This window comes from Amycolatopsis albidoflavus (assembly GCF_039525725.1).
In the GTDB taxonomy this organism is placed as follows: domain Bacteria; phylum Actinomycetota; class Actinomycetes; order Mycobacteriales; family Pseudonocardiaceae; genus Amycolatopsis; species Amycolatopsis albidoflava.
In genome coordinates this window covers 755,766-782,076 of record NZ_BAAAHV010000005.1, presented here as the reverse complement: position 1 = coordinate 782,076, position 26,311 = coordinate 755,766, and the positions used below count along the sequence as shown (strand labels likewise).

The 26,311-nt window shown below is 69.5% G+C and carries 27 protein-coding genes; 14 read left to right on the top strand and 13 right to left on the bottom strand.

All coding sequences use genetic code 11. The features are described from left to right. Nucleotides 1-25: 25 nt before the first annotated feature. Nucleotides 26-1,399, bottom strand: coding sequence for a dihydrolipoyl dehydrogenase (gene lpdA, locus ABD156_RS08190; protein ID WP_344268403.1), 1,374 nt, complete (start codon nt 1,397-1,399; stop codon nt 26-28). Nucleotides 1,400-1,592: 193 nt separating this feature from the next. On the opposite strand from lpdA, the gene ABD156_RS08185 reads away from it, so the two are divergent. Further along, nucleotides 1,593-1,940: an oxidoreductase gene (locus ABD156_RS08185; RefSeq protein WP_344268400.1), complete on the top strand. Its 348-nt coding sequence runs from the start codon at nt 1,593-1,595 to the stop codon at nt 1,938-1,940. 496 nt (nt 1,941-2,436) lie between these two features. Here the strand turns inward: ABD156_RS08185 and ABD156_RS08180 are convergent, their stop codons facing one another. Continuing rightward, nucleotides 2,437-3,420, bottom strand: a complete 984-nt coding sequence (locus ABD156_RS08180) for an SMI1/KNR4 family protein (RefSeq protein ID WP_344268397.1) — start codon at nt 3,418-3,420, stop codon at nt 2,437-2,439. 77 nt (nt 3,421-3,497) lie between these two features. Continuing rightward, a complete protein-coding gene (locus tag ABD156_RS08175) occupies nt 3,498-5,000 on the bottom strand; it encodes a leucyl aminopeptidase (RefSeq protein ID WP_344268394.1) in 1,503 nt (500 codons plus the stop codon). A gap of 102 nt (nt 5,001-5,102) precedes the next feature. Between ABD156_RS08175 and ABD156_RS08170 the strand changes: the two genes are divergently transcribed. Next, nucleotides 5,103-5,960, top strand: a complete 858-nt coding sequence (locus ABD156_RS08170; protein WP_344268391.1) for a sulfatase — start codon at nt 5,103-5,105, stop codon at nt 5,958-5,960. Next, nucleotides 5,953-6,606 (top strand): ribonuclease FAU-1 family protein, encoded by a 654-nt coding sequence (locus tag ABD156_RS08165; RefSeq protein WP_344268387.1) that lies wholly within the window; start codon nt 5,953-5,955, stop codon nt 6,604-6,606. Before ABD156_RS08170 ends, ABD156_RS08165 begins: the two co-directional genes overlap by 8 nt. Here the strand turns inward: ABD156_RS08165 and ABD156_RS08160 are convergent. Continuing rightward, the gene (locus ABD156_RS08160) at nt 6,578-6,880 is read right to left on the bottom strand and encodes a hypothetical protein (RefSeq protein WP_344268384.1); all 303 of its coding nucleotides are present in this window, start codon (nt 6,878-6,880) and stop codon (nt 6,578-6,580) included. The genes ABD156_RS08165 and ABD156_RS08160 overlap by 29 nt on opposite strands. Before the next feature lie 96 nt (nt 6,881-6,976). On the opposite strand from ABD156_RS08160, the gene ABD156_RS08155 reads away from it, so the two are divergent. Continuing rightward, nucleotides 6,977-8,080, top strand: a complete 1,104-nt coding sequence (locus ABD156_RS08155; RefSeq protein ID WP_344268381.1) for a branched-chain amino acid aminotransferase — start codon at nt 6,977-6,979, stop codon at nt 8,078-8,080. A gap of 64 nt (nt 8,081-8,144) precedes the next feature. On the opposite strand, the gene cobT is transcribed toward ABD156_RS08155, so the two are convergent. After that, nucleotides 8,145-9,215, bottom strand: a complete 1,071-nt coding sequence (gene cobT / locus ABD156_RS08150; protein WP_344268378.1) for a nicotinate-nucleotide--dimethylbenzimidazole phosphoribosyltransferase — start codon at nt 9,213-9,215, stop codon at nt 8,145-8,147. Between the two features lie 79 nt (nt 9,216-9,294). Between cobT and ABD156_RS08145 the strand changes: the two genes are divergently transcribed. After that, nucleotides 9,295-9,987 carry an IspD/TarI family cytidylyltransferase gene (locus tag ABD156_RS08145; RefSeq protein ID WP_344268375.1) on the top strand — a complete coding sequence of 231 codons (693 nt, stop codon included), beginning with the start codon at nt 9,295-9,297 and terminating at the stop codon, nt 9,985-9,987. On the opposite strand, the gene ABD156_RS08140 is transcribed toward ABD156_RS08145, so the two are convergent. Both ABD156_RS08140 and ABD156_RS08135 read right to left on the bottom strand, forming a co-directional pair. After that, nucleotides 9,988-10,977, bottom strand: coding sequence for an aldo/keto reductase family protein (locus ABD156_RS08140; protein WP_344268372.1), 990 nt, complete (start codon nt 10,975-10,977; stop codon nt 9,988-9,990). A gap of 54 nt (nt 10,978-11,031) precedes the next feature. Beyond that, nucleotides 11,032-11,691 carry a DUF3043 domain-containing protein gene (locus ABD156_RS08135; protein WP_344268369.1) on the bottom strand — a complete coding sequence of 220 codons (660 nt, stop codon included), beginning with the start codon at nt 11,689-11,691 and terminating at the stop codon, nt 11,032-11,034. A 144-nt stretch (nt 11,692-11,835) separates the two neighbouring features. Between ABD156_RS08135 and ABD156_RS08130 the strand changes: the two genes are divergently transcribed. Beyond that, a complete protein-coding gene (locus tag ABD156_RS08130; RefSeq protein ID WP_037809530.1) occupies nt 11,836-12,213 on the top strand; it encodes a HesB/IscA family protein in 378 nt (125 codons plus the stop codon). A 94-nt stretch (nt 12,214-12,307) separates the two neighbouring features. On the opposite strand, the gene ABD156_RS08125 is transcribed toward ABD156_RS08130, so the two are convergent. Then, complete coding sequence (locus tag ABD156_RS08125; RefSeq protein ID WP_344268365.1) at nt 12,308-12,493, bottom strand: hypothetical protein; 186 nt, start codon at nt 12,491-12,493, stop codon at nt 12,308-12,310. Nucleotides 12,494-12,647: 154 nt separating this feature from the next. On the opposite strand from ABD156_RS08125, the gene ABD156_RS08120 reads away from it, so the two are divergent. Then, nucleotides 12,648-13,637, top strand: coding sequence for a carbohydrate kinase family protein (locus ABD156_RS08120; RefSeq protein ID WP_344268362.1), 990 nt, complete (start codon nt 12,648-12,650; stop codon nt 13,635-13,637). Between the two features lie 270 nt (nt 13,638-13,907). Here ABD156_RS08120 and asnB read toward each other — a convergent pair whose 3' ends face one another. Beyond that, on the bottom strand, nt 13,908-15,842 hold the full coding sequence (gene asnB, locus ABD156_RS08115) for an asparagine synthase (glutamine-hydrolyzing) (RefSeq protein WP_344268359.1): 1,935 nt from the start codon (nt 15,840-15,842) through the stop codon (nt 13,908-13,910). Between the two features lie 212 nt (nt 15,843-16,054). Here asnB and ctaC point away from each other — a divergent pair, with 212 nt between their 5' ends. Then, nucleotides 16,055-17,002, top strand: coding sequence for an aa3-type cytochrome oxidase subunit II (ctaC, locus tag ABD156_RS08110; protein WP_344268357.1), 948 nt, complete (start codon nt 16,055-16,057; stop codon nt 17,000-17,002). 32 nt (nt 17,003-17,034) lie between these two features. Further along, nucleotides 17,035-17,457, top strand: a complete 423-nt coding sequence (locus ABD156_RS08105; RefSeq protein ID WP_344268354.1) for a cytochrome c oxidase subunit 4 — start codon at nt 17,035-17,037, stop codon at nt 17,455-17,457. A 10-nt stretch (nt 17,458-17,467) separates the two neighbouring features. Here the strand turns inward: ABD156_RS08105 and ABD156_RS08100 are convergent, their stop codons facing one another. After that, entirely contained in the window at nt 17,468-18,376 is a 909-nt protein-coding gene (locus ABD156_RS08100) for a DMT family transporter (RefSeq protein ID WP_344268352.1), read from the bottom strand. Between the two features lie 83 nt (nt 18,377-18,459). Between ABD156_RS08100 and ABD156_RS08095 the strand changes: the two genes are divergently transcribed. Beyond that, nucleotides 18,460-19,419: a GlxA family transcriptional regulator gene (locus ABD156_RS08095; protein WP_344268349.1), complete on the top strand. Its 960-nt coding sequence runs from the start codon at nt 18,460-18,462 to the stop codon at nt 19,417-19,419. 474 nt (nt 19,420-19,893) lie between these two features. On the opposite strand, the gene trpD is transcribed toward ABD156_RS08095, so the two are convergent. From trpD to ABD156_RS08080, 3 genes are all read right to left on the bottom strand, one after another. After that, complete coding sequence (gene trpD, locus ABD156_RS08090) at nt 19,894-20,937, bottom strand: anthranilate phosphoribosyltransferase (RefSeq protein ID WP_344268347.1); 1,044 nt, start codon at nt 20,935-20,937, stop codon at nt 19,894-19,896. A gap of 5 nt (nt 20,938-20,942) precedes the next feature. Continuing rightward, the gene (locus ABD156_RS08085; RefSeq protein ID WP_344268344.1) at nt 20,943-21,356 is read right to left on the bottom strand and encodes a hypothetical protein; all 414 of its coding nucleotides are present in this window, start codon (nt 21,354-21,356) and stop codon (nt 20,943-20,945) included. A 61-nt stretch (nt 21,357-21,417) separates the two neighbouring features. Then, nucleotides 21,418-21,843 (bottom strand): ribonuclease E inhibitor RraB, encoded by a 426-nt coding sequence (locus tag ABD156_RS08080; RefSeq protein WP_344268341.1) that lies wholly within the window; start codon nt 21,841-21,843, stop codon nt 21,418-21,420. Nucleotides 21,844-21,950: 107 nt separating this feature from the next. On the opposite strand from ABD156_RS08080, the gene ctaE reads away from it, so the two are divergent. The 4 genes from ctaE to qcrB are packed head-to-tail and all read left to right on the top strand — an operon-like array spanning nt 21,951 to nt 26,254. Beyond that, on the top strand, nt 21,951-22,577 hold the full coding sequence (gene ctaE / locus ABD156_RS08075) for an aa3-type cytochrome oxidase subunit III (protein ID WP_344268338.1): 627 nt from the start codon (nt 21,951-21,953) through the stop codon (nt 22,575-22,577). Nucleotides 22,578-22,632: 55 nt separating this feature from the next. Then, complete coding sequence (gene qcrC, locus ABD156_RS08070; protein ID WP_344268335.1) at nt 22,633-23,451, top strand: cytochrome bc1 complex diheme cytochrome c subunit; 819 nt, start codon at nt 22,633-22,635, stop codon at nt 23,449-23,451. Then, a complete protein-coding gene (gene qcrA, locus ABD156_RS08065; RefSeq protein WP_344268332.1) occupies nt 23,448-24,599 on the top strand; it encodes a cytochrome bc1 complex Rieske iron-sulfur subunit in 1,152 nt (383 codons plus the stop codon). Before qcrC ends, qcrA begins: the two co-directional genes overlap by 4 nt. After that, complete coding sequence (gene qcrB / locus ABD156_RS08060; protein WP_344268330.1) at nt 24,596-26,254, top strand: cytochrome bc1 complex cytochrome b subunit; 1,659 nt, start codon at nt 24,596-24,598, stop codon at nt 26,252-26,254. Before qcrA ends, qcrB begins: the two co-directional genes overlap by 4 nt. Nucleotides 26,255-26,311: the final 57 nt, after the last annotated feature.

Here is a 26,311-nt window from a genome sequence, read left to right as displayed (position 1 = left end):
TGGTCTGGATTGTGCTGGTTGCGCGTCAGCTGTGCACGTGCAGCGGCTTGCCCGCGAGGGCGAGGAACGCTTCGCCGAGTGCCTCGGTCTGCGTGGGGTGCGCGTGGATCAGCGGGGCGACGTCCTCCGGGAACGCCTCCCAGCTGTAGATCAGCTGCGCTTCGCCGATCAGCTCGCCGACCCGGTCGCCGACCATGTGCACGCCGACGACGGGGCCGTCCGGCGCCTTCACCAGCTTCACGCCGCCGGAGGTCTTGAGGATCTGGCTCTTGCCGTTGCCGCCGAGGTCGTAGGTGAACGTGGTGACGTCCGAGCCGTACTTCTCCTTGGCCTGCGCCTCGGTGAGCCCGACGGAGGCGACCTCGGGGTGCGAGTAGGTGACGCGCGGGATGCCGCGCTCGTCGATGACGCGCGGGTTCAGGCCGGCGATCTCCTCGGCCACGAAGATGCCCTGCTGGAAGCCGCGGTGCGCGAGCTGAAGGCCCGGCACGATGTCGCCGACCGCGTACACGTTCGGCAGGTTGGTGCGCAGCCGGTCGTCGGTGAGCACGAAGCCGCGGTCGATCTGGACGCCCGCTTCCTCGTAGCCGTGCCCGGCCGAGTTCGGGCCGCGGCCGACGGCGACCAGCAGCAGGTCGGCTTCCAGCGTTTCGCCGGACTCCAGCGACACGCTGACGCCGTTGTCGTCCTGCTTCGCGCCGGTGAACCGGACGCCGGTCTTGAAGCCGATCTTGCGGCGGCGGAACGCGCGCTCGAGCTGCTTGGAGGCGTACTCGTCCTCGTTCGGGACCAGCCGCGGGAGCGCCTCGACCACGGTGACGTCGACCCCGAAGGAGGCCCACACGCTGGCGAACTCCACGCCGATCACGCCGCCGCCGAGCACGACGACCTTCTTCGGCACGTAGTCCAGCGTCAGCGCCTGCTCGCTCGCGATGATGCGGCCGCCGAGCTCGAGACCGGGCAGGGTGCGCGAGTAGGAACCGGTGGCGAGGATGACGTTCTTGCCGGTGTACCGGGTGCCGTCGACCTCGACGGTCGTGCCGCCGACGAACCGGCCGGTGCCCTCGACGAGGTTCACCTTGTGCGCCTTGGCCAGGCCCTGGAGGCCCTTGTACAGCCGGGAGACGATGCCGTCCTTGTACTTGTTCACCCCCGCGATGTCGATGCCCTCGAACACGGCCTTGACTCCGAAGGTCTCGGCGTCGCGGGCCTCGTCGGCGACCTCGGCGGCGTGCAGCAGGGCCTTGGTCGGGATGCAGCCCCGGTGGAGGCAGGTCCCGCCCAGCTTGTCCTTCTCGATCAGCGTGACGGAAAGGCCCAGCTCGGCCGCGCGGAAGGCCGCGGCGTAGCCGCCCGATCCGCCTCCCAGGATCACGAGGTCGGCGGAGGTGTCGCTCACTTCAATAACTCCTCGGCAGCGATAGGGGTGAAGCTTCGGTCGCCGCGGCACCCGGTATAAACGCGCGCGCGACAACAGCCATCTTGTCACTACGCCGATCGGTGTTGCGACCTAGCCGGGCCAAGGCGGCGCTGCGACACCGGCCACACGCGCCACCGGGAATAATGGAGTCCGGACTCTCGCCGGAAGAAAGGTGGTCGAAGTGGGGATCTTCGACTCGTTGCGCCGCCGCGGCAGACGCGGCCCGTCCGCTGGAGCAGGCCGCTCCGGAGGCCAGGCCGATACCCGCTACCTGCAGGAATGGGCTGCCGCGCGACGCGGAGTGGAAGCCTTCGTCGAGCCGAAAACCACGGTGACCGACACCACTGTGGTGCTCGTCGCGCACGACGGCGAATGGACCCGGCGGCGGATCGGGAGTTTCGACGCCGCGCAGCGGTTCGGGCATAAGCACACGATTCCGGTGTATGAGGTGGCGCGGGTTGGTTATCCGCAGCGTATGCGGGATTACACCGAACGGCAGAAGCGTCGGCCGGGTAGTTGAGGTGGGTGGTCGCTCGCCGTAGTCGGTGGGGCTGAGTTCTTGGGGGGCTCGTCGCCTGGCGGCGACCTTGCCTCTTGGTTGCGTGGGGCACCCCGAAGCTTGATTGTGCTGACGGTTCGGGGGTGCTTGTCAAGGCGGGAAAGATGCCTTGACAAGCACCCCCGAACCGCAGGGAGGCTTCGTATCGGGGTGCGGGGGAGGGGCTGGGTGCCTCGATCGTTGGGTGCACCGGTGCGGTTTGTTGGTGGGTGGGGGCTAGCGCCCCAATGTGGCGTTGGGTGCATGTGACGCACCGGATGCCGCATTGGGTGCGTGGGATGCACCGAATGCCACATTGGGTGCGTCGCGGCGGAGCGGTGAGCGGGTGGGCTGTGAAGGGCTCCTTGAGGGAACCTGAGTACGTGAAGGTTCCCCTCACGTACTTCGGCTGGTTGTGAGGGGAACCCTGAGGGAATCTGAGTACGTGAGGGTTCCCCTCACGGACTCAGCTGGTGAGTCAGGCACTCGCTTCCAGTAGCCGGTGGTGGTGTTCCAGCAGCGCGCGGAACGAGTCGTGTGCGGTGCTGCCGTAGGTGAGGTCGACTTCGACTGCTCGCCAGTTGTCGCCGGTGTGGGTGAGCAGGACTGTGGCGGGGTCGGAGACGATCACGACGGCGCCGTCGGCGCGCAGTTCGCGGGCGGGTAGCAGGCGCGGGAAGACGACGTCCGCTGGTAGTCCGTCCGCGATCTTCAGGAACTCGCGGTAGTCGTCGGGCAGGCGGAAGCCGAGGCGGTGTTCGGTCGCGGCCAGGTCGGCGGGCGGCGTGGGGGCGGGGGCGCGTTGTCCGCGCAGCCGGAGGATCGCGGCGATCAGTTCCGGCAGGCTGGCCGGGCCGGTCGGATGGCGTTCGCGCAGGGCGGCGATCAGTGCGCCCGCGCATTGGTCCGGCCACTCCGTGCCTAGGCCGAGCGGGTCCGCGCCGGCGGTCAGCGGGGCGGCGAGCGGGCGGGTGGCGGCGAGGGTCGCGACGTCCGGGTTCGGGTGGGTTTCCACGAGGGCGGCCCACGCGTCCAGGTCGGCGGCGGCCAGTGCGTCGCGCACTGGATCGGGGCGCTCCGGGGCGAGCGCGGAGACTGCCCCGGCGACTGGTGAGCCGTCGAAGAGGCCGTCCAAATCGGACACTCGGCGGGCGAGGAGTGCTTGGTGGGCTTGCTCTTCCGCGTCCAGGTCCAAGGGCACGAGTGCGTCTGCCCATTGTGGACGGTCGCCGCGCGCCTCGAAGAGCATTGCCCAGGCGCGGGCGCGCACGGCGTCGTCGGCGAGGACGGACGTCGGGCGTCCGGTCACTGCGTGCCATTGCGTGACAAGGCGATCCGCCGCATCGGAAGCGCCAGCGGTCGCGAGGAGGAGCGCGGCGTGGCCGATCCGGCGGTCAGCGGCGGCCTCGTCGGCGGTGAGCACGTCGCGGACGGCGGTTTCGAGGTAGTCGTCGCGCTGCATGAACGCGAGCGTGCCACACGGCCGCGGACACGACGGAGGCCCCGCACCGGGCGTGGTGCGGGGCCTCCGGCACAGGGTCAGCCCTGGTCGGCGATGTCCGCCAGCACCGCGGCGATGGTGCGGACCGGGACGCCGGTGCCGCCCTTGCCGGTGTAGCCCCACGGGCCGCCGGAGTTGAAGGCCGGGCCCGCGACGTCGAGGTGCGCCCACGGCAGGTCCGCGGGCACGAACTCGCGCAGGAAGACGCCCGCGACGAGCATGCCCGCCCAGCGCTGTCCGGTGACGTTCGCGATGTCCGCGAGCCGCGAGTCGAGGTCGCCGCGCAGTTCGTCGGGCAGCGGCATCGCCCAGCCGCCCTCGCCGGTGGCCTGCATGATGCCCGCGACGCGGTCGCGGAACTCGTCCGAGCCCATCACGCCGGAGATCCGGTTGCCCAGCGCGACCACCTGCGCGCCGGTCAGCGTGGCGGTCTCGATCAGGTAGTCCGGGTTCTCCTCGGCCGCGCGCACGATCGCGTCGGCCAGCACGAGCCGGCCCTCGGCGTCGGTGTTGAGCACCTCGACGGTCTTGCCGCCGTACATGGTGAGGACGTCGCCCGGGCGGTAGGAGGTGGCCGAGGGCAGGTTCTCCGCGAGCGGGATGTGCGCGGTGACCTCGAGCGGGTACTTCAGCTTCGCTGCCAGCACGACCGACGCGAGCACGGCCGCCGCGCCCGACATGTCGGAGGTCATGTGGTCCATGTTGGCGGCGGGCTTGAGCGAGATGCCGCCCGAGTCGAAGGTGATGCCCTTGCCGACCAGCGCGACCTTCTTGCGCGCCTTCGCCGGCTTCCAACTGATCCGCAGCAGGCGCGGCGGCCGCGACGAACCGCCGCCGACGCCGAGGATGCCGCCGAAACCCTTGCGCTTGAGGACCTTCTCGTCGAGCGCCTCGAACTCCAGGCCGTTCGCGTCGGCGAGCTTCTTCGCGCGGTCGGCGAAGGACGCCGGGAACAGGTCGTTCGGCGGGGTGTTGATCAGGTCGCGGGCGATGATCACCGACTCGGCGATGAATCCGGCCGCCTTGAGGGTGGCCTTGTGCTCGCGCGCGGTGCCCTCGGCCGGGCTGACCAGGTCGGCCTTCGCCAGCGGGGCGTCGCCCTTCTCCGAGCGGTACTCGGTGAAGACGTACGCGCCCAGCGCGATGCCTTCGGTGGCGGCGTGCAGGTCGACGGCGGACAGCGTGACGAACGCCCGCTCGGTGCCGCTCAGCGCGCGGGCCGCGGCGCCGGCCGCGCGGCGCACCTGCTCGGCGGTGATCTCCCCGTCCTTCGGCTTGCCGAGGCCGACGGCCAGCACGACGCCCGCGGGCAGCTTGCCCAGCGTCGGCAGCTTCACGATCTCCTCGGCCTTGCCGGACGCGCCGAGCGTGCCCAGCACCTCCGCGAGCTTGCCGTCGAACGCCGCGTCGGCGACCTCGGAGCCGGCGGCGAGCGCGAGGCCGTCCTCGCCCTGGAGAGTGCCGATCACGACGACGTCGGCGCGGGTCTTGCCCAATGCCGCACCCGTGTTCTCGGAGAGGGCAAGCTTCGGCACGGTCACTTCTGGCTCCTCGCGACGTCGCGGTGGCGCCGGGCGATCTGCCCGGTCGATCGTGAGCCATGCTAATGACAAAGCCATCCGGACGGGGGAAGGGGGATCGCGGTGCGGCTCGCGGGAGCACTCCTGGTGACGCTGGCGGCGGGTGCCGCCGGGGCCGGGTTTTGGGTGCTCGGCGGGGTTTTGCTCGCCGCGCTGGCCGCGGTCGGCGCTTCCCGGCTGCCCGTGCTCGGCACCGATCCGGCTGCCCGGATCGTCGGCGGATTATCCCGGCTGACACAGATTGTCGTGCTCGCGCAGGCCTTCGGCGCGTACGTCTTCCCGCTGCAGCCCGGATACGCCGCCGCCGCGCTGGTCGTGTTCGTCGCCGCCGCGGACTTCGCCGGGCTCCGATTGCCGGATCTGCTGGTCAAGTGGGTATTGGGTGTGCTGCTGGCCGCCGCGGCGGTGCTGGTGGCGATGTGTCTCGCGGTCGCTCCGGTGTCGCAAACGGGCGGAATCGGGACGCCGAACGCGGCCGCGATTGCCGTGGCGGCGTTGTTCCTGCTGCCGTTCCTGATTCCGGAACCGGGGGAGCGGAGCACCGGACGCGCGATCGTTCTCGGTCTGGTCGCGGTCGTCGTCACCGCGGTCACGCTCTTCCAGCTGGGTCCGATCCGGCTCGGGTTGTCCGGGACGGCGATGCGGGATCTGCTTTCCGCCGCGGACGCCGGACAGCTTCAGCCGTTGCTCACGGTGATCGCAGTGCTGGCGACTCTTCCCGCTGCATTCACGACTTTCGTCGGGGCGCGACAGCGGTTTGCGCCGTCCGGCGGGGCTCCGGTCGCGGTCAGCGTACTGCTGGCAGCGGCCGCCGCGGCGTTCGTCCCGCTGCCGGCGGTGCTGCTCGCGGCCGGGCTCGGCGCGGTGATCGAAGTACTGCTGCGGGTGCGGGTTCGTCGCTACCGTGGCGTGCATGACTGAGCACCGCTGGGCGCCGGGACAGACAGTCGTCGAACGTTTCGTCCGCCCGGACGGCAGCATCGGCCAGCATCATCCGCTGCGCGTGCTCTCCGACGACGGCGAGACGCTGCTCGGCTGGCTTCCGCTCGGCACTCCGATCGTCGGCAGCAGGCTCGCGGACGGCCGAAGCCTGCGCGAAGCGCCGCTGGAGCAACGGTTTCGCGAGCCGCGCGTGCGGGTGCCGGACATCTGGCACGGCACCTCGACGCTGCGGCTGATTCCCGACGACGCCTGGTCGTCGGTGTGGTGGTTCTTCGAGGCGGACGGACGCTTCCGCGACTGGTACGTGAACCTCGAAATCCCGCGCGGGCGCACCGGAACCGGCCCGGACCGGATCGACGGCATCCTCGACCTGGTCGTGACGCCGGGCGCGGGCTGGAAGTGGAAGGACGAGGACGAGGCCGAAGCGGCCGTCGAGGCCGGGCGGCTGACCACTGCCGAACTCGGCAAGCTGCGCGCGGAAGGCGAACGGATGGGCGCGCTGGCCGAGCGGGGCGCGTATCCGTTCGACGGCACGCACACCGATTTCCGCCCGGACCCGGACTGGCCCGCTCCGGAGCTGCCCGCCGGGCTGCGGCCTAGTGGGCCAGCAGGACCAGCGAGATGAACAGCACGATGTTGACGACGAGCAGGATCACCACCGATTTGGTCGGCACGTTCCTGGCGATCACCTGGCCGTGCAGGTTCTTCCACCAGTAGATGCCGAACCCGGCGACGACCAGGCCGAGGAAGAAGCCGAACCCGCTGGAAAGCAGGCCCCAGCCGACCATCCCGAGCATTCCGGCCCCGAAGGTCAGCAGGGCCGCGGTGCCGAAGGTCTTGACGTCCGGCCCGGCGCCCGGCCCGGCTTGGCGTGCTGGTTGAGTGCTCACGCCGTCCATCGTAGTGGGGTGACGCTGCGAGCGCGGGGCAGTGCGGCGAGTAAAACCACAGGACTTCCGACTAACGTGCTTCCGACCAAGCGCTATCGTTTATGCATGACCACAGCGACGCAGTTCACCCACGTTCCGAACCCGAGCCCCGCGAGTCCTGAACGCGTCGCCGAGGTACTTGCCAAGCCGGGGTTCGGCACGCATTTCACCGACCACATGGTCACCGTGCGCTACAGCACCGACAAGGGCTGGCACGACGCCAAGGTCGGGCCGTACGAGCCGTTCTCCCTCGACCCGGCCACGTCCGTGCTGCACTACGGCCAGGCCATCTTCGAGGGCCTCAAGGCCTACCGGCAGCCGGACGGCACGATCGCCGCGTTCCGGCCGGACGCCAACGCGCAGCGGTTCCGCGAATCCGCCGAGCGGCTCGCGATGCCGCAGCTGCCGGTGGAGACCTTCGTCGACTCGCTGCGCGAGCTGATCGCCGTCGACGAGCGCTGGGTGCCGACCCGCGAGGGCGATTCCCTGTACCTGCGCCCGTTCATGATCTCCACCTCGGCGGGCCTGGGCGTGAACAGCCCGGCCGACGAGTACGTCTTCGCCGTCATCGCCTCGCCGGCCGGCTCGTACTTCAGCGGCGGCGTGAAGCCGGTCAGCGTGTGGCTGTCCACCGAGTACGTGCGCGCGGCCCCTGGCGGCACCGGCGCGGCGAAGTGCGCGGGCAACTACGCGGCGTCCTTCGTGGCGCAGGCGCAGGCTGTCGAGAAGGGCTGCGACCAGGTGGTGTGGCTGGACGCGGTCGAGCGCCGCTGGGTCGAGGAGATGGGCGGGATGAACCTGTTCTTCGTCTTCGGCTCGGGCGACGACGTCCGCGTGGTCACGCCGGAGCTGACCGGTTCGCTGCTGCCGGGCGTCACCCGGAAGTCGTTGCTGCAGCTGGCGAAGGACGCCGGGCACAAGGTCGAGGAGCGCCGGATCTCCACCGACGAATGGGAGAAGGCGGCCGCCTCGGGCGAGCTGACCGAGGTGTTCGCGTGCGGCACGGCGGCGGTCATCACGCCGGTCGGCCACGTGAAGCACGGCGGCGGCGAGTTCTCGATCTCCGGCGGACAGCCCGGCACGGTCACGATGAGCCTGCGCGAGCAGCTCGTCGGGATCCAGGAGGGCACCCGCCCGGCCCCCGCGGGCTGGATGATCCCGCTCAGCTGAAGCCAGCTGTCCGTGAAGGGCTCCTTGAGGGAATCAGATTCCCTCAAGGAGCCCTTCACGGCTTTCAGGACGAGAGCGGTCCGGAGACGCCGGACTGTTCGTGCGTGGTCATTTCCGCGAGCACGCGGCTGGCCATCATCAGCAGCGGCAGCGCGGTGACCGCGCCGGTGCCTTCGCCGAGGCGGACGTCGAGGTCGAGCAGCGCGCCGAGGTCCAGCTGCTCCAGCGCGAGCGCGTGCGCGGGTTCGCCGGTGAGCTGCCCGGACATCCACCAGCGGCGGGCGCCGGGAGCGAGTTCTTCGGCCACGAGCGCGGCGGAGCAGACCACCAGGCCGTCGAGCACCACCGGCGTGCGGCGGACCGCCGCCTGCGCGAGAAAGCCCGTCATCGCGGCGATATCCGCACCCGAGGACGTCCGCAGCAGCGCGAGCGGGTCGGCCAGCACCGCACGGGCCCGGCGCAGCGCGTCGCGGACCGCGGCGGCCTTGCGCATCCAGGTGTTGTCGTCGATGCCCGAACCGCGGCCGACCACGGCGACCGGCTCGCTGCCGGTCAGCGCCGCGACCAGCACCGACGCCGGGGTGCTGTTGCCGATGCCCAGGTCGCCCGCGATCAGCAGATCCGCGCCGCCGTCGACCTCCGCGTCGGCGATCTTGCGGCCGGCGTTGACCGCGGCGCGGACTTCGGCGTCGGTGAGCGCGTCCTCGACGTCGATCGAGCCGGAACCGCGGCGCACCTTGAACTCGCCGATCGACCGCATCGCGGATTCCTCGGTGTCCACGGCCATGTCGACCACGCGCACGCCCGCGCCCGCCGCCGCGGCGAGCACGTTGATCGCCGCGCCGCCGGTCAGCATGGTGCCGACGAGCTGCGACGTGACCTCCCGCGGGTACGCCGAGACGCCCTTCCTCGCGATGCCGTGATCGCCGGCGAACACGACGACGCGCGGCCGGGTGAACGGCCGCGGCGGGGCCTGGCCCTGGCAGGAGGAGATCCACACGCCCAGCTCTTCCAGCCTGCCGAGCGAGCCCGCGGGTTTGACGAGCTTGTCGTGCAGCGCGATCGCGCCCGACCGGGCCTGGTCGCTCGGCGGTTCGATCTCGCCGAACTCGATGCCCGTTTCGCCGGTGTCCACAGCCAGGTTTCCTTTCGCCGCTGGGCGTCCCGGCGCCCAACCTACCGCCGCCGGGGCGCGGCCCTTAGGGTCGGTCGGCGTGCGGGAATCGACGGCGGCCGGGGTCGTGCTGGCCAGTGGTGCGGGGACCCGGGTGGGGGCCGCGCTGAACAAGGTCTACCTGCCGGTGGCGGGCAGGCGCGTGGTGGCGTGGTCGCTGGACGCGTTCGCCGCGGCGGCCGGGATCGGCGTGCTGGTGCTGGTGATCCGGCCCGAGGACGCGCCGCTGGCCGAGGAAGTGCTCGCCGAGCTGTCCGTCCCGGTCGAGATCGTGCCCGGCGGCCCGACGCGGCAGGCCTCCGAGCTGAACGCGCTGCGCCATCTCGCGCCGCGGATCGCCGACGGGACAGTGGATTCCGTGCTGCTGCACGACGGGGCCCGCCCGCTGGTGACGCCGGAGCTGATCTCCGCGGTGCTGGAACGGACGCGGGAAGACGGGGGAGCGGTGCCGGGCCTGGCCGCGGACGACGTGGTCTCGATGGCCGGACCGGACAAGGTGGCCGGCCCGCTGCCGGGCGCGATCCGGGTGCAGACCCCGCAGGGCTTCCGTGCGCAACCGCTGCTGGCGGCCTACGAACAGGCTGCCGCGGAAGGGTTTCTCGGCACGGACACGGCTTCGTGCATGGAGCGGTTCTCCGCGCTGCCGGTGCGGTGGGTGCCCGGCAGCGCGGAGAACGTGAAGATCACCTATCCGCACGACCTCGCGGTGGCGGAACGGTTCCTGCTGCGGTGATCAGGGAGCGACGGTGAGCGCCGGGTCGCTGATCACGACGTCGCCGAGCGCCTCGTCGATCGCGGTCAGCAGCTCCGGCTCGAGCTTCACGCCCGCCGCCTTGACGTTGTCGTAGACCTGCTCCGGCCGCGAGGCCCCGATGATCGCCGACGCGACGTTCGGGTTCTGCAGCACCCACGCGACGGCGAGCTGCGCCATCGACAGCCCGGCGTCGGCCGCCAGCGGCTCCAGCTTCGCGACCGCGGTGAGGGTCTTCTCGTCGAGGAAGCGCTTCACCATGTTCGCGCCGCCGTTCTCGTCGGTCGCGCGCGAACCGGCGGGCAGCGGCTGGCCCACCTTGTACTTGCCGGTCAGCACGCCTTGCGCCACCGGCGACCAGACGATCTGGCTCAGCCCCTCGCGCTCGGAAGCGGGCACGACCTGCGACTCGATGACCCGCCACAGCATCGAGTACTGCGGCTGGTTCGACACGAACGGGATCTTCAGCTCGCGGGCGAGCGCCGCGCCGCGCGAGATCTGCTCGGCGTTCCACTCCGAGACGCCGATGTAGAGCGCCTTGCCCTGGCGGACCAGGTCGGCGAACGCCTGCATCGTCTCTTCCAGCGGCACCGTGCGGTCGAAGCGGTGCGCCTGGTAGAGGTCGACGTAGTCGGTGCCGAGCCGCTGGAGCGACGCGTTCGCGGATTCGATGACGTGCTTGCGCGAGAGGCCCTTGTCGTTCGGGCCCTTCGGACCGGTGGGCCAGAAGACCTTGGTGAAGATCTCCAGGCTCTCCCGGCGCTGGCCCTTCAGCCCGCGCCCGAGCACGGACTCCGCGGCGGTGTTCGCGTAGACGTCAGCCGTGTCGAAGGTCGTGATGCCTGCGTCGAGCGCCGCCTTGATGCAGGCCTGCGCCTGGTCCTCCTCGACCTGGGACCCGTGGGTCAGCCAGTTGCCGTAGGAGATCTCACTGATGTTGAGGCCGCTGCGGCCGAGACGTCGAAACTCCATGCCCACAGGGTAAACGTTTCGTTCGCCAGGCTAACGACCTGTGTGCCGCACGGCTCAGTTCGGGATCGGGTCCCCGGCCTTCAGCCGCGGCTTCGGAACCCGCAGCTTGCGGATCTGGCTCGCCCGCACGAAGGCGTACCAGCCGACGCCGCGGGTGGCCGTCGCCGGTTCCTTCGGGAAGCGCTCCTTGACCAGCTTCGAGATCTTGCGGCCGTTCACGAAGCCCTCGATGGCCATGACCAGCAGCATCGCCATGCAGACCAGGGTGATGTACTGCTGCACCGCCGGCGCGGGGACCAGCAGCGCGAGGAACACCAGGATCGCCAGCGGCATGAACAGGCCGAGGATGTTGCGCCGGGAGTCGACCAGGTCGCGGACGTATGCCTTGACCGGGCCCTTGTCGCGCGGCGGCAGGTACTTGTCGTCGCCCGACATCATCCGCTCGCGGCGCTGCCGGGCGGCTTCCTTGCGGTCTTCTTTGCTGACCGGGTTCGCCTTGCGCAACTCCTTGTTGCGCTTCATCGCCTCGCGCATCGAGGTGGGCGGCGCCGCGACCGGCCCGCGCTTGCGTCCCTCGGCCTCGCGCCGCTTCGGCGTGGCCTTGCCCTTCCCCGGCGTGTACGACTTGCTCGTGACCGGGGAATCGACAGCGGCGGCCTCGGCCGCGGAGTCGTCGGCGGCGGGGTCAGTGGTGCTTCGGCGCAGGAACCTCACCTCACCAGGGTATTGCAGGCGTCACGGCTTTGTTCACCAGGTCGTTCCATATGCGACGATGGAGGGGAACAGATCGGGCGAGTCCCGTGTTGTAGGTAGGACACGAGATGTACCCGCAGCGAGTTCGACCAAAGAGGGAGTGCCATGACGACCGCTGAGCAGACCGGTGCGGCTGCGGCCGAGACCGCCGAGGAGACCCACGGCGTGACGTTGACCGACGCCGCGGCCGCCAAGGCGAAGGCGCTGCTCGAACAGGAGGGCCGCGACGACATGCACCTGCGCATCGCCGTGCAGCCCGGCGGCTGTGCTGGCCTGCGCTACCAGCTGTTCTTCGACGAGCGCACGCTCGACGGCGACCTGTTCCGCGACTTCGACGGCCTCCAGGTCGCCGTGGACCGGATGAGCGCACCGTACGTGTCCGAGGCCGTGATCGACTTCGTCGACACCATCGAGAAGCAGGGCTTCACGATCGACAACCCGAACGCCACGGGTTCCTGCGCCTGCGGCGACAGCTTCCACTGAGCCCCAGAGCCGACAACGGGCCCCGACGCATCCGCGCCGGGGCCCGTTGTCCGTTTCGGCCGCGGCTCGCACCCGCCGCGGAGGTTTCGCGAGGTCAGACGTACGCGTCGAGGTCGGCGACCTGTGCGTGGCAGGCGTCGTCGACCGTCCACGGCCGCGCGGCCCTCGGCCGGGGCAGCCGGGCCTGGCCGGCGGCTTGCTCGGGGCGCAGCGCGGACGGGAGATGGGCGCAGTCGGCGATCAGGTCGCCGAGGGTTTCCGGTTCGGTCGCGAGGTTCACGAACGTCACGCTATTCAGCCGGAGTTGAACGGGAAACGAGTACCGGCCGGTAGTGTCGGAACGTGGCGCGGAAACTACCCGGAAGGGTCATGACCAGCGGGTAACTTGCGTCAGGGCGCGAAAAGACAGCTCATCCACCTCGTGAGGAGAACCGGTGGCAGACAAGCCCAGGATCGCCGTGTCGGGCAGCATCGCGACAGACCATCTGATGCACTTCCCGGGGAGGTTCGCCGAGCAGCTCGTCGCCGAGCAGCTGCACCGGGTGTCGTTGAGCTTCCTCGCCGACGACCTCGTCGTGCGCCGCGGCGGCATCGGCGCGAACATCGCGTTCGGCCTCGGCGTGCTCGGCGTGGAGCCGGTGCTCGTCGGAGCCGTGGGCCAGGACTGGGCGGACTACCAGTCGTGGCTGCAGCGGCACGGCGTGGACACCTCCGGCGTGCTGGTGTCCGAGGTCGCGCACACCGCGCGCTTCGTGTGCACCACTGACGAGGACATGTGCCAGATCGCGACGTTCTACGCGGGTGCGATGGCGGAGTCCCGGAATATCGAGATGGGGCCGATTTCGGATCGGGTCGGCGGGCTTGGGCTCGTGTTGATCAGTCCGGATGATCCTGAGGGCATGGTTCGGCATGCTCAGGAGTGCCGTCAGCGGGGGTACACGTTTGCCGTTGATCCTTCGCAGCAGCTGGCTCGGATGGACGGGGCTCAGGTGCGGTCGTTCGTGGAGGGGGCCAAGTATCTGTTCAGCAATGACTACGAGTGGGAGTTGTTGCTGCAGAAGACTGGGTGGACTGAGGCTGATGTGCTGGAGCGGGTTGGGCTGAGGATTACCACGCTTGGGGAGAAGGGCGTGGAGATCGTTGGGCGCGATGGGACTGCGCTGCAGATCGGGGCGGTGCCGGAGCGGGGGAAGGCTGATCCCACTGGGGTTGGGGATGGGTTCCGGGCTGGGTTTCTTGCCGCGGTTGACGGCGGGCTTGGGTTGGAGCGGGCTGCGCAGTTGGGGTGTTTGATCGCTGTGCTGGTGCTGGAGACTGTGGGGACGCAGGAGTGGACTCTCGTGCGGTCCGAGGCGTTGACGCGGTTGAATGAGGCGTTCGGGCCTGAGGCCGCTGAGGAGATTTCGGCGGTTTTGCCTGCTTGAGGCTTTTGGTTTCGGCTCGTCGCCTGGCGGCGACATTGCCGTTTGGGTTGCGTGGGGCACCCCGAAGCTTGATTGTGCTGACGGTCTGGGGGTGCTTGTCAAGGCGGGAAAGATGCCTTGACAAGCACCCCCAGACCGCAGGGAGGCTTCGTATCGGGGTGCGGGGGAGGGGCTGGGTGCACCTCGAGTTGGGTGCGCTGGTGCGGTTTTAGGGACGTGAGGGGAACCCTGAGGGACTCTGAGTCCCTCAGGGTTCCCCTCACGGACGTCTTAGAGCTTGACTGGGTAGACCGGTTCTGGGATTTCCGGCTTGATGCGGTGTTCCACGAAGATGCCGTGCCACAGCATGAAGACCAGCAGGGCCCACAGTTGGCGGCTGCGGTCCAGTTGGCCTTCTTTGTGCTCGTCGAGCAGGCGCAGCACTGCGTTCTTGTCCAGCAACTCGTCAGTCTTCGAGTCGTTGATGATGCCGCGGGCCCAGTCGTACATCTCGTTGCGCAGCCACAGGCGGATCGGTACCGGGAAGCCCAGCTTTTTCCGGTTCAGCACGTGGCCGGGGATGATCTTCGCCAGAGCTTGGCGCAGGGCGTACTTCGTGGTGCCGTGGGCGAGTTTCTGGTCCAGCGGGATTGAGGCGGCGACCTTGAACACCTCGGCGTCAAGGAACGGCACCCGCAGTTCCAGCGAGTTCGCCATGGTGACCTTGTCCGCCTTGACCAGGATGTCGCCGCGCAGCCAGGTGTAGAGGTCCACGTGCTGCATCCGGGCTACGGGGTCCCAGCCGCGGGACACGTCGTACCAGGGGGCGGTGACGTCCTTGAAGCCGACGCCTTCCTCGTACGTCCGCAGCACCGCGCGCAGTTGCTCGTCGCGGAAGTTGCGGGCGTTGCCGTAGTAGCGGTCTTCCAGCGGAAGCGCGCCGCGGCGCAGCAGGTCCTTGCCTCGGGTGCCCTCGGGGATCTTCGTGGACACCTTGCCCAGCAGCTTGCGTACGCCGCCGGGGATCTTCTCGAACGGGGCCAGCGAAATCGGCTCGCCGTAGATCGTGTAGCCGCCGAACAGTTCGTCGGCGCCTTCGCCGGACAGCACGGCCTTCACGTGCTTGCGCGCTTCGCGGGCGATGAACCACAGCGGGACCAGCGCCGGGTCGGCCACCGGGTCGTCCAGGTACCAGACGATGAGCGGCAGCGCTTCCATCATCTCGTCCGCCGACACCGTGCGGACCACGTGCTTCACGCCGATCGCGGCGGCCGATTCAGCGGCGACGTCGACCTCGGAGTAGCCCTCGCGCTCGAACCCGGTGGTGAACGCGATGAGGTTCGGGTTGTGCTCCTTCGCGAGCGTCGCGGTCGCGGTGGAGTCGATGCCGCCGGAGAGGAACGCGCCGACGGTGACATCCGGGTCCGAGATCATGTGCTTGCCGACCGAGTCGCGCATCACGTCGGCGATGCGCTCGTACAGCGCGTCGGCCTCGGCTTGGCTGTTCACCGGCTTCGCGGCGAACTTCGGGTGGAAGTAGCGGGTGAACTCGGTCTTCCCGCCCGGCGAGAGCCGGAACGAGGTGCCGGATTCGACGCGGCGGATCGCGGTGTGCAGCGACTCCGGCTCCGGCACGTACTGCAGGACCAGGTAGTGCTGCAGGGCCTTGCGGTCCAGCTCCTGCGCGACGCCGAGCGTGTCCGACAGCTCCAGCAGGCTCTTCTTCTCGCTGGAGAACGCGGTGCCCTTCGGGCCGGCGCTGTAGTAGAGCGGTTTGATGCCGAACGGGTCGCGCGCGCCGAAAACGACCTTTTCGGCCGAATCCCAGATCAGGAACGCGAACATGCCGCGCAGCTTTTCGACCGCTTTGTCGCCGAGGTAGTGATAAGCCGCGACGATCGCCTCTCCGTCGCCTTCAGTGGCGAATTTCGCACCGAATTTTTCGGCGAGCTCGTCGCGCAGCTCGCGGTAGTTGTAGATCTCGCCGTTGAAGTTCAGCGTGTACCGGTCCGGAGCCTCCGGCGGACCCCACACCAGCGGCTGGTGCGCGTGGTCGACGTCGATGAAGGCGAGCCGGTTGAAGCCGTACACGACTTCGGCATCGGCCCAGGTGTCCTGCTCGTCGGGGCCGCGGTGGCGCTGGCAGCGCATCGCCGCGCCGACGCTCTCACGGGCGTTCGAGGCGTCGTTTTCGGTCGCGCAGATCAGTCCAAGCAGGCCGCACACGTGTACTCACACACCTCAGGGTCGGGCCGGTCCGGGGAAGGGCCCAGTATGCCGGGGCGGGGCGCCTCGCCCGGAAAGCGGGTGACGCGCGGCGCAACTGGTCACCCCTTGGTCAGCGGGAGCGGCCAACTCGGCTAGGCTCCGCCTGTCACGAAGATCGGTCGAAGAAGGCCCGGTGTGAGAGGGCCTGTTGGGTGAAAGGGCAGGGCGCAGTGGGAAAACCAGAGCGCACCCCGGTGGGTAAGCGGGTCGGGCGTGTCGCCGCGCTGGCCGTGCTGGTGGCGCTGACCGCGACGGGCTGCTCGGGAGACGAGATCCTCCGCTTCGGCTGGCCGAAGGGCGTCACGCCGCAGGCCGACCAGATGCGCACCCTCTGGACGTGGACGGTCGTCGCCGCGCTCGTCGTCGGCGCGATCGTGTGGGCACTGATCTTCTGGACCGCGATCTTCCACCGCAAGAAGAAGGGCGCGGCCGCCGAAGGCCCCGAGGACCTCCCGCGGCAGTTCCAGTACAACATCCCGCTGGAGATCTTCACGGTCGTCCTCCCGACGATCATGGTCTGCGTGCTGTTCTTCTTCACCGCGACGACCGAGAGCAAGGTCCTCGACAAGAAGCCGAACCCGGACGTCGTCGTCGACGTGATCGCCTTCCAGTGGAACTGGGAGTTCAAGTACGAGGGCGATGCCGCCAAGCGCGCCGACGGCACCCAGGTGAGCACCGTCGGCTCCTCCGGCGAGATCCCGCTGCTCGTGCTGCCGACGAACAAGACCATCGAGTACCGGCTCCGCTCGACGGACGTCATCCACTCGTTCTGGGTCCCGGAGTTCAACTTCAAGCGCGACGTGATGCCGGACCCGGAGAAGAACAACCAGGACAGCTCGTTCCAGAACTCGATCGACCGCGAGGGATCGTTCGTCGGCCGCTGCGCCGAGCTGTGCGGGACGTACCATTCGGTGATGAACTTCGAGGTGCGGGCCTTGTCCCCGGACAAGTTCGACCAGTACCTCAAGCTGCGCGCCGCGACGAACCCGAAGACCGGCAAGCCGAACACCGCGTCCGAGGCGCTGGCTTCGATGAACTGCGGCGAGCTGTGCAGCCCGTACGCGGTGACCACGAAGCCGTTCAACACTGACCGCACCGCGCGCACCGCGTCCAACTGACGGCGAACCAGAAGGAGCAGGGGACCAATCCCATGAAGGTCGAAGCCCGGATTTTCTACATGGTGGCGGGGTTTGCCGTCCTCATGACCGCCGTCTACTGGGTCATGACCGCGCTCTTCACCACCGATCAGAAGGCTGAGCCGGTCGGCATCGTCGCGCTGTTCCTGACCGGCGGCCTGGCGTTCCTCGCCGGCAGCTACATGCAGTTCGTGTCCCGCCGGATCGAGGAGCGTCCGGAGGACCGCGAGGACGCCGAGATCAGCGACGGCGCGGGCGAGCTGGGCTTCTTCAGCCCGGGCAGCTACTGGCCGGTCGCGCTCGCCGCGTCGGCCGGTCTCGCTGGCCTCGCGCTCGCGTTCTTCCACATCTGGCTCCTCGTGATGGCGCTCGTCGCGCTGCTCATCGCGGTCGGCGGGCTGGTGTTCGAGTACCACACCGGTCCCGAGCACGACTGAGTTTTACGCTTCACCGAGACGCCCGGCTGGGGATTCCTGGCTGGGCGTTTCGCGTATCTGCCTTGGCTCGCTGCGGAGCCAGCGCCGCGGCGAGCACCGCCAGCATCCCGAGGCCTTCGGGCCAGGTGAGCCGGTGGCCGAACGCCAGCATGTCCACCACGACCGCGACCACCGGGTACAGGTAGGACAGGAGCGCCACCGTCGTGGTCGGCAGCTTGCCGATGCTGGCGTACATCAGCACGTACATCACCGCCGTGTGCACCGTGCCCAGGAGCAGGAGCCACAGCAGCCCCAGAGCGGAACTCGGCAGCGGCGTGAACATCAGCGCGGGAGCGAGCACGATCGCGCCGACCGTCAGCTGCACCGCGGCGAGCAGATGCGGCCGGATGTGCTTGAGCTGCTTCGCGATGAAGGACGCACCGGCGTAAAGCAAGGCTGCGCCGAGGGCGAGCGCGATCCCCGCGAGCCGCACCGGTTGTCCGTCATCTCCTTGTGCGGAAAGGGAAATCACCACCACTCCGGCGAACGCCACACCTGCTCGCATGAGGTGCGAACGGCCGACCTTCTCGCCGAGGAACATCGCCGCCATTCCGACCAGGATCAGCGGCTGAGTGTGATAAACGACGGTGCTGACGCCGATCGACGACAGCGAGTAGGACGCGAACAGCAGCACCCAGTTGCCGACCAGCAGCAGTCCGCCGGCGACGGCGAGGAGCAGGTCGCGGCGGGTCGGCCGCCAGTCGCGGAACCAGCCGCGGGCAAGGGACCACACGACCAGCAGGACGCCGCCGACGAGGCAGCGGGCGAACGCGACCGCCGGGGCGGCCGCGCCGCTTTCGAGCACGACCGCGCCGATTGTTCCGGACAACGCCATCGCCGCGGACCACTGCAGGACCGGGCGGGATTCGGGGTTCTTCATGCGTCCCAGATTCGCCTTCGCGGCGACGTTCAACCAGTGTCAGAGATGACAATGACCGCAAAACTTGTGACATCCTGGGCGGCATGGACGTAGAACGGGTCGCCGTGCTGCTCGCGGACCGGGTTTCGCCGTTCGAGCTGGGGGTCGCGTGCGAGGTGTTCGGCACCGACCGCAGCGCGGACGGCATGCCTGGCTGGGACTTCGGCGTGTGCTCGCCGAACGGGGCGGAAGTGGCCAGCTGGTCCGGATTCGGCCTCGCCGGACTGCGTGACCTCGACTTCGCGGCGTCCGCGGATTTGGTGATTGTGCCCACCCAAGCCCCGCGGACCGCGCCGCCGCCGGAGCCGCTGCTGGACGCGTTGCGCGCTGCGCGGGAACGCGGCGCGTGGGTGGCCGGGTTCTGCGCGGGAGTGTTTTCCCTTGGCTACGCGGGGCTTTTGGACGGCCGTCGCTGCACCGTGCACTGGATCTACGAGCCGGAGTTCCGTCGCCTGTTTCCCGCCGCGGCAGTAGATCCGCAAGCCCTCTACGCGGACGACGACGGCGTGTTCACCAGCGCCGGGACGGTCGCCGCGGTGGATCTGTGCCTGCACCTCGTGCGTCGGTTGCGCGGTGTTGCGGCGGCGACGGCGTTGGCCCGGCGGATGGTGGCCGCGCCGCACCGCGCTGGTGGTCAGGCGCAGTTCGTGCAGGCACCGGTGCCCGCGACGGCCGCGCCGGACGACGCGGTGGTCGCCGAAGCGCTCGAATGGGTGGAACGGCGGTTGGACCAGCCGTTCACCGTCGCGGAGCTGGCTCGCCGCAGCGGGTTGGGGGAGCGGACGTTCCTGCGCCGGTTCTCCGCGGCCACCGGGACGACGCCGCATCGCTGGCTGACCGAACGCCGCCTCGACCGCGCGCAGGCGCTGCTGGAAGAGGGGCGGTTGTCGGTGGAGGACATCGCCGCGGCGTGCGGGTACGCGTCGGCGGCTGCGTTGCGGCACCAGTTTTCGCGCCTGCGCTCGACTACGCCCAGCGCTTACCGGACCGCCTTCCGCTCCTGACCCCTCGGCCCAGACCGCCCCAATGCCACATTGGGTGCGTGTGACGCAACGAATGCCGCATTGGGTGCAGCTAACGCACCCAATGCGGCATTGGGGTCTTCTCGGCAGCGGGCGCAGCGGCGAGGACACGGGGTTGTCCTGGTCGATGGGGCGCGGTCCGGCTGGTGTGAACGTACGTGAGGGGAACCCTGAGGGAATCAGATTCCCTCAGGGTTCCCCTCACGTACCTCAGCGGGAGCGAGGTCAGGCGACCAGGCTCGGCAGCGGGTGCTCAGCATCGCTCTGGCGAGCGCCGTTACCGCGAGCCGCCGCACCGCGCTCAAAGGAAAGCCGCTCGCGACGCGTGCACCGAACGACGCGTTTAGGTGCTCGCTGTCCGTTCCCAATACCGCATTGGGTGCGCTGAACGCACCGAACGCCGCACCGGGTGCGTGTGGAAAGCACCCAATGCGGCGTTCAGAACGTTGCGAACGATCAGCGGCCAGCCGAGGAGAACGCGATCCACCGGTCCAGAAGCGTCGCTGCCGCCCCGCTGTCGATGGCCTGGCGTGCTCGGTCCAGCCCCGCCGCCAAGTCGTCCTCGAGCGAATCGGAGAAGCCCTTGAACGCGGCCAGCGCGGCAGCGGCGTTCAGCACCACCGCGTCGCGCACCGGGCCGGTCTTGCCGCTGACCAGTTCCCGGACGACCTCCGCGTTCGCCGCCGCGTCGCCGCCGCGCAGGTCTTCGGCCGTGGCGCGCGGGATGCCGAGCGACTGCGGGTCGAAGCTGCGTTCCGTCACCGTGCCGCCGGAGACCACCAGGACCGACGTCGTCGTGGTGGTGGTGATCTCGTCCAGCCCGTCGTCGCCGCGGGCCACCAGCACCGACATCCCGCGGTCGGCGAAAATCTCCGCCAGGGCACGGGTTTTGTCGGCGTAGGCGCACCCGATCAGCGCGCTCCGCGGCTGCGCCGGGTTGGTCAGCGGGCCCAGCAGGTTGAACGTGGTCGGCACGCCGAGTTCGCGCCGCGGCGGGCCGGTGTGCCGGAACGCCGGGTGGAACGCCGGGGCGAAGCAGAACCCGATGCCGATCTCCTCGAGCGAGGAGAGCACCGCCTCCGGCGGCAGGTCGATCTTCACGCCGAGGGTTTCCAGCACGTCGGCCGCGCCGGACTTCGACGACGCGCTCCGGTTGCCGTGCTTGGCCACCGGCGCGCCCGCCGCCGCCGTGACGATCGTCGCCATCGTGGAGATGTTCACCGAGTTCGACCGGTCGCCGCCGGTGCCGACGATGTCCACCGCGGGACGGCTCAGCGTGATCCGCCGGGCGTGCGACAGCATCGCGTCGGCCATGCCGGAGATCTCCGCGGGCGTTTCGCCCTTGGCGCGCAGCGCGACCGCGAAGCCGCCGATCTGCGCCTGCCCGGCACTGCCGGACATGATCTGGTCCATCGCCCACGCCGTGTCCTCCGCGGACAGGTCCTCGCCGGCGATGAGCCGGGTGAGCAGCGCGGGCCAGGTGTGCGGGGTGGCGCCCACCGGGCTCAGCCGCCGTTGACGGCGGGGACCCGCCCGGCGCGCAGCACGCCGGCGACGGTCTCCGCCGCGGTCAGCGGATCGAGCGGGTGCACCAGCACGGCGTCGGCGAGCGCCCAGGTGGCGAGCCATCGGTCGTCGCGGCGGCGGACGGCCACCACGATCGGCGGGCAGTCGTCGATCTCGTGCTTGAGCTGGCGGGTCAGGCCGATGCCGCCGGTCGGCTGGGCCTCGCCGTCGAGGATCGCGAGGTCGACCGAGCCCGCGTCCATTTCGGCGAGCACGTCGGCGATGCCGGACGCCTCGACCCACTCGACGCGGCCGAGGTCGACCGCCGGGCGCCTGCCGACGGCGTTCATGATCGCCTCGCGGACCTCGGCCTTGTGGCTGAACACCAGGATCCGCTGGGACTGCTCGCTCATTGAGCACGCCTCCGTCTCGTCACGGGTGGAACAGCCGCGATCGTATCCGCCGAGACGCATCTCACGCGGACGCGGTGGGCGAGTCACCCGGTTGCCGCGCTTCCCAGCCCGGCGCGTCGCCGCCGAGCCGCTGCGCCAGCCCGGCCATCCGGGACCGTTCCTGGGCGCAGTGCAGGGCGTCCAGCACCTGCACCCGCCGCGCGTGCGCCAGCACCCGGCCCCCGTCGCGGCTCTGCTCGCGCAGGTCGTAGCCGTCCTGGGCGAGGATCGCCGCCGCCTCCTCGATCCGGTCCGCCGGAAGGACCAGGTGATGCACGAGCACCGCGGGCGCTTCGCTTGCCCAGCCGGGTGAATCGGCGAGCACCGCGGAGTCCGCGACGGCCGGGTCGAACGCCGAGACGACGACCCGCAGACCGGGCGCGTCCGGGTCGAGAACCGCGTTTTCCGGCTTTCTCACCAGGTCACGGAGCTTCTCCAGCCAACTCACGAGTAGCTCCTTCCGCTGCTGGTCCGCCTCTCGCGCGCGGGTGTGACGCGAAGCTCCCACGACCCGCCGCAGACCCGGCGGGCGGGGTGCGGTCGCGAGAGGACATAATGCGATCCGTGACAACGGCAGCTCCCACCATCAGCCAGCGGGTCCACTCGCTGAACCGGCCGAACATGGTCAGTGTCGGCACCGTCGTGTGGCTGTCCAGCGAACTGATGTTCTTCGCCGGACTGTTCGCCATGTTCTTCACCGTCAAGGCGCAGAACCCGGCCGGGGCGTCCTGGCCGCCGCCGTTGCACGGCGAGGAGTTCCACCTCAACGTCGCGTACGCGATCCCGTTCACGGTGATCCTCGTGCTGTCGTCGCTGACCTGCCAGTTCGGCGTGTTCGCCGCGGAGCGGGGCGACGTCTACGGGCTGCGGCGCTGGTACATCGTGACGCTGATCATGGGCGCGATCTTCGTGGCCGGGCAGGCGAACGAGTACCACAACCTCGTCGAGGAGGGGCTGACGATCCCGTCCGGCCCGTTCGGAACGGTGTTCTACCTCGCGACCGGTTTCCACGGCCTGCACGTGATCGGCGGGCTCATCGCCTTCGTGTTCCTGCTGATCCGCACGAAGCTCAGCAAGTTCACTCCGGCACAGGCCACCTCGGCGATCGTCGTGTCGTACTACTGGCACTTCGTCGACATCGTGTGGGTCGGCCTCTTCGCGGTGATCTACATCCTTCCCTGATCTCCGCACCGCCCACCACAAAACGGCCTGAACTGACAGCAAGGGTTGCCGCAAGATGACCACCAGCACCAAATCCTCGGAGCGCCGGTTCCGCGCGCGCTCGAAGATGCGCAGGCGCCTCGCGGGCGTGCTCGCACTCGGCGTCGCCCTGGTGGGGGCCGGCGCCCTGTACGCCGTCTTCGCCCCGGAACCGCAGACCGCGCAGGCACAGGGCGACCCGGCGCTGCTGCGCCAGGGCGAGCAGGTCTACAACAACACCTGCATCGAATGCCACGGCGCGAACCTCGAGGGCGTCAAGGACCGCGGTCCGAGCCTCATCGGCATCGGCGACGCGGCCGTCTACTTCCAGACTTCCTCCGGCCGGATGCCCGCGGCGCGCCAGGAGGCGCAGGCCGCCCGCAAGCCGCCGAAGCTGACCCCGAGCGAGATCGACGCGGTCGGCGCCTACGTGCAGGCGCACGGCGGCGGCGCGCAGCGTCCGGAGGAGCGCGGCGAGGCGCTGCGCGGCAACGACCCGGCGCGCGGCGGCGAGCTGTTCCGCCTCAACTGCGCCTCGTGCCACAACTTCACCGGCCGCGGGGGCGCGCTGTCGGCGGGCAAGTACGCGCCGCCGCTCGACCCGGCCACCGAGGAGCAGATCTACGACGCGATGCTCACCGGGCCGCAGAACATGCCGAAGTTCTCCGACCGCCAGCTCAGCGCGGAAGAGAAGAAGGACATCATCGCCTACGTCAAGTCGGTGTCCGACGGCAACAACGACCCGGGCGGCAACGGTCTCGGCGGGGTCGGCCCCGCCTCCGAAGGCGTCATCGCCTTCGTCGTCGGAATCGCCGCGCTCGTCGGCATTACGCTGTGGATTGGATCGAAGGCATGAGTGCCGAAGGGCCCAAGCCGCCCTCGGAGGCGGAGCTGGCTGAGATGGACCGCGACGAGCTGCTCAAGCTCGGCGGTCAGCTGGACGGCGTCGAAATCGTCGACTACCCGGAACCGTGGCCGGTCGAGGGCACCCGCGCGGAGCGGCGCGCACAGCGCCTCGTCGCGTTCTGGTTCGCCCTGTCCGCGCTCGCCGGCCTGGCGTTCGTGGTCGTGCTCGCGTGGCCGAAGTGGTGGGAGTACAAGGACCCGAGCGACCCGAGCGGCCACTCGACCTACAGCCTCTACACCCCGGCGCTCGGCGTCACGCTCGGCCTCGCGGTGCTGGGGCTCGGCATCGGCGTGATCCTCTACACCAAGAAGTTCGTCCCGCACGAGACGTCGGTGCAGCAGCGCACCGACGGTCCGTCGGCCGAGGTCGACCGGGCCACCATCCTCGCCCACCTCGCCGACGCCGGCACCCGCAACGGCATCGCCCGCCGGTCGCTGATCAAGCGCACCGCCGGCGCGGGCGCGGGCGCGCTCGGCCTCGCGGTGGCGGCGCTCCCGATCGCGTCCTTCATCAAGGACCCGTGGAAGGACACCGAGAACAAGGACGGCCTCTGGCACACCGGCTGGCTGCCCCAGTTCAAGGGCGAGAAGGTCTACCTGCGGCGCAACACCGGCAACCTCGAGGCGGACGTCAAGGAAGGCGTCGCCCTGGTCAAGGCCGAGGACCTCGACGCGGGCGCGATGGAGACGGTCTTCCCGTACCGCGAATCGGAGAAGGGCGACGAGAAGGCGCTGTCCGAGGCGCTGATGCGGGTCGACAACCCGGTCATGCTCATCCGGCTGCGCCCGACCGACGCCTCGCGCGTCGTCAAGCGCAAGGGCCAGGAAGACTACAACTTCGGCGACTACTACGCGTACACGAAGATCTGCAGCCACGTCGGCTGCCCGACCTCCCTGTACGAGCAGCGCACGAACCGCATCCTCTGCCCGTGCCACCAGTCGCAGTTCGACGCCCTGCACTACGCGAAGCCGATCTTCGGCCCGGCGACGCGGCCGCTGGCCCAGCTTCCGATCACGGTTGACGAAGAGGGATACTTGATCGCGAAGGGCGACTTCAACGAGGCCATCGGACCGGCCTTCTGGGAGCGTAAGTCATGAGTTCACTCACCACGCCGACCAAGGGCACGAGCGCACTCCAGAAGCACCTGGGCGAGGCCGCGGACAACGCGGACCAGCGGTACAAGCTGGCCAAGGGCCTGCGGCACCAGATGAACAAGGTGTTCCCGACCCACTGGTCCTTCCTGCTGGGCGAGATCGCCCTGTACAGCTTCATCGTCATCCTGCTGTCCGGGGTGTACCTGACGCTGTTCTTCGACCCCTCCATGCAGGAGGTCACCTACCACGGCAGCTTCACGAACATGCAGGGCATGCAGATGTCCCAGGCGTTCCGCACCACGCTGGACATCTCGTTCGACGTGCGCGGCGGCCTGTTCGTGCGGCAGCTGCACCACTGGGCGGCGCTGATCTTCGTCGCGTCGATGATGGTGCACATGCTCCGGATCTTCTTCACCGGCGCGTTCCGCAAGCCCCGCGAGGCGAACTGGGTGATCGGCGGCCTGCTGCTGATCCTGGGCATGTTCGAGGGCTTCTTCGGCTACTCGCTCCCGGACGACCTGCTGTCCGGCACCGGTATCCGCGCGACCCTGTCCGGCATCGTGCTCTCGGTGCCGGTGATCGGCACCTGGATCCACTGGGCGCTGTTCGGCGGGGAGTTCCCCGGCGACCAGATCATCCCGCGCCTCTACACGCTGCACATCCTGCTGGTCCCGGGCATCATGCTGGCGCTGATCGGCGCGCACCTCGCGCTGGTCTGGTACCAGAAGCACACCCAGTTCCCGGGCGTGCGGCGCAAGGAGACCAACGTCGTCGGCGTGCGGATCATGCCGTACTTCGCCCTCAAGGGCGGCGCGTTCTTCACCCTGGTCGTGGGCGTGCTGGCGCTGATGTCCGGCCTGTTCCAGATCAACCCGGTGTGGAACTTCGGCCCGTACAACCCGTCGATGGTGTCCGCGGGGTCCCAGCCCGACTTCTACATGGCCTGGGCCGACGGCATGCTCCGGATCTGGCCCGCCTGGGAGGTCTACCTCGGGAACTACACGATCCCGGCGGTGTTCTTCCCCGGCGCGATCGGCATGCCGATCCTGTTCGCGCTGCTGCTCGGGTATCCGTTCCTGGAACGCAAGCTGTCCAAGGACAACGCGGCGCACAACCTGCTGCAGCGTCCGCGCGACGCACCGGTCCGCACCGCGCTGGGCATGATGGCGCTCGGGTTCTTCGCGGTGATCGAGCTGTCCGGCTTCAACGACATCATCGCCGACCAGTTCGACATCTCGCTGAACGCGACGACGTGGGCAGGCCGCATCGGCGTGCTGATCGTGCCGCCGCTGGCGTACTACTTCACCTACCGGATCTGCCTGGGCCTGCAGCGGTCCGACCGGGAGGTGCTGGAGCACGGCGTCGAGACCGGCATCATCAAGCGGCTGCCGCACGGCGAGTTCATCGAGATCCACCAGCCGCTGGCCGGCACGGACAGCCACGGTCACGCCATCCCGCTCGAGTACCAGGGCGCGGCGGTGCCGAAGAAGATGAACAAGCTCGGCACCGCGGGCCACGCCGTCCCGGGTTCGATCTGGACGCCGGACCCGGCGGAGGAGACGAAGGCGCTCGACCGCGCTCGCGGCAACGGCCACGGGAACGGCAAGGCGCAGGTCGAAGGGTCCGAGGAGTCGACCGAGGTCGGTTCCGGGCACTGAGTCCCTGAGTTCTTTCTGATCAAGCCGAGAAGGCCCCTTCCTCTTCGCGAGGGAGGG

What these genes read in the sequence shown, in the direction of transcription:
- ABD156_RS08130 (WP_037809530.1), top strand. Translation starts at nt 11,836, where the DNA reads ATGACGACCGCTGAGCAGACCGGTGCGGCTGCGGCCGAGACCGCCGAG.
- ABD156_RS08105 (WP_344268354.1), top strand. Translation starts at nt 17,035, where the DNA reads ATGAAGGTCGAAGCCCGGATTTTCTACATGGTGGCGGGGTTTGCCGTC.
- qcrB (WP_344268330.1), top strand. Translation starts at nt 24,596, where the DNA reads ATGAGTTCACTCACCACGCCGACCAAGGGCACGAGCGCACTCCAGAAG.
- qcrC (WP_344268335.1), top strand. Translation starts at nt 22,633, where the DNA reads ATGACCACCAGCACCAAATCCTCGGAGCGCCGGTTCCGCGCGCGCTCG.
- ABD156_RS08155 (WP_344268381.1), top strand. Translation starts at nt 6,977, where the DNA reads ATGACCACAGCGACGCAGTTCACCCACGTTCCGAACCCGAGCCCCGCG.
- qcrA (WP_344268332.1), top strand. Translation starts at nt 23,448, where the DNA reads ATGAGTGCCGAAGGGCCCAAGCCGCCCTCGGAGGCGGAGCTGGCTGAG.
- ABD156_RS08180 (WP_344268397.1), bottom strand. Translation starts at nt 3,420, where the DNA reads ATGCAGCGCGACGACTACCTCGAAACCGCCGTCCGCGACGTGCTCACC.
- ABD156_RS08160 (WP_344268384.1), bottom strand. Translation starts at nt 6,880, where the DNA reads ATGGACGGCGTGAGCACTCAACCAGCACGCCAAGCCGGGCCGGGCGCC.
- ABD156_RS08085 (WP_344268344.1), bottom strand. Translation starts at nt 21,356, where the DNA reads ATGAGCGAGCAGTCCCAGCGGATCCTGGTGTTCAGCCACAAGGCCGAG.
- ABD156_RS08100 (WP_344268352.1), bottom strand. Translation starts at nt 18,376, where the DNA reads ATGAAGAACCCCGAATCCCGCCCGGTCCTGCAGTGGTCCGCGGCGATG.
- ABD156_RS08140 (WP_344268372.1), bottom strand. Translation starts at nt 10,977, where the DNA reads ATGGAGTTTCGACGTCTCGGCCGCAGCGGCCTCAACATCAGTGAGATC.
- ABD156_RS08095 (WP_344268349.1), top strand. Translation starts at nt 18,460, where the DNA reads ATGGACGTAGAACGGGTCGCCGTGCTGCTCGCGGACCGGGTTTCGCCG.
- ABD156_RS08165 (WP_344268387.1), top strand. Translation starts at nt 5,953, where the DNA reads ATGACTGAGCACCGCTGGGCGCCGGGACAGACAGTCGTCGAACGTTTC.
- ctaE (WP_344268338.1), top strand. Translation starts at nt 21,951, where the DNA reads ATGCGATCCGTGACAACGGCAGCTCCCACCATCAGCCAGCGGGTCCAC.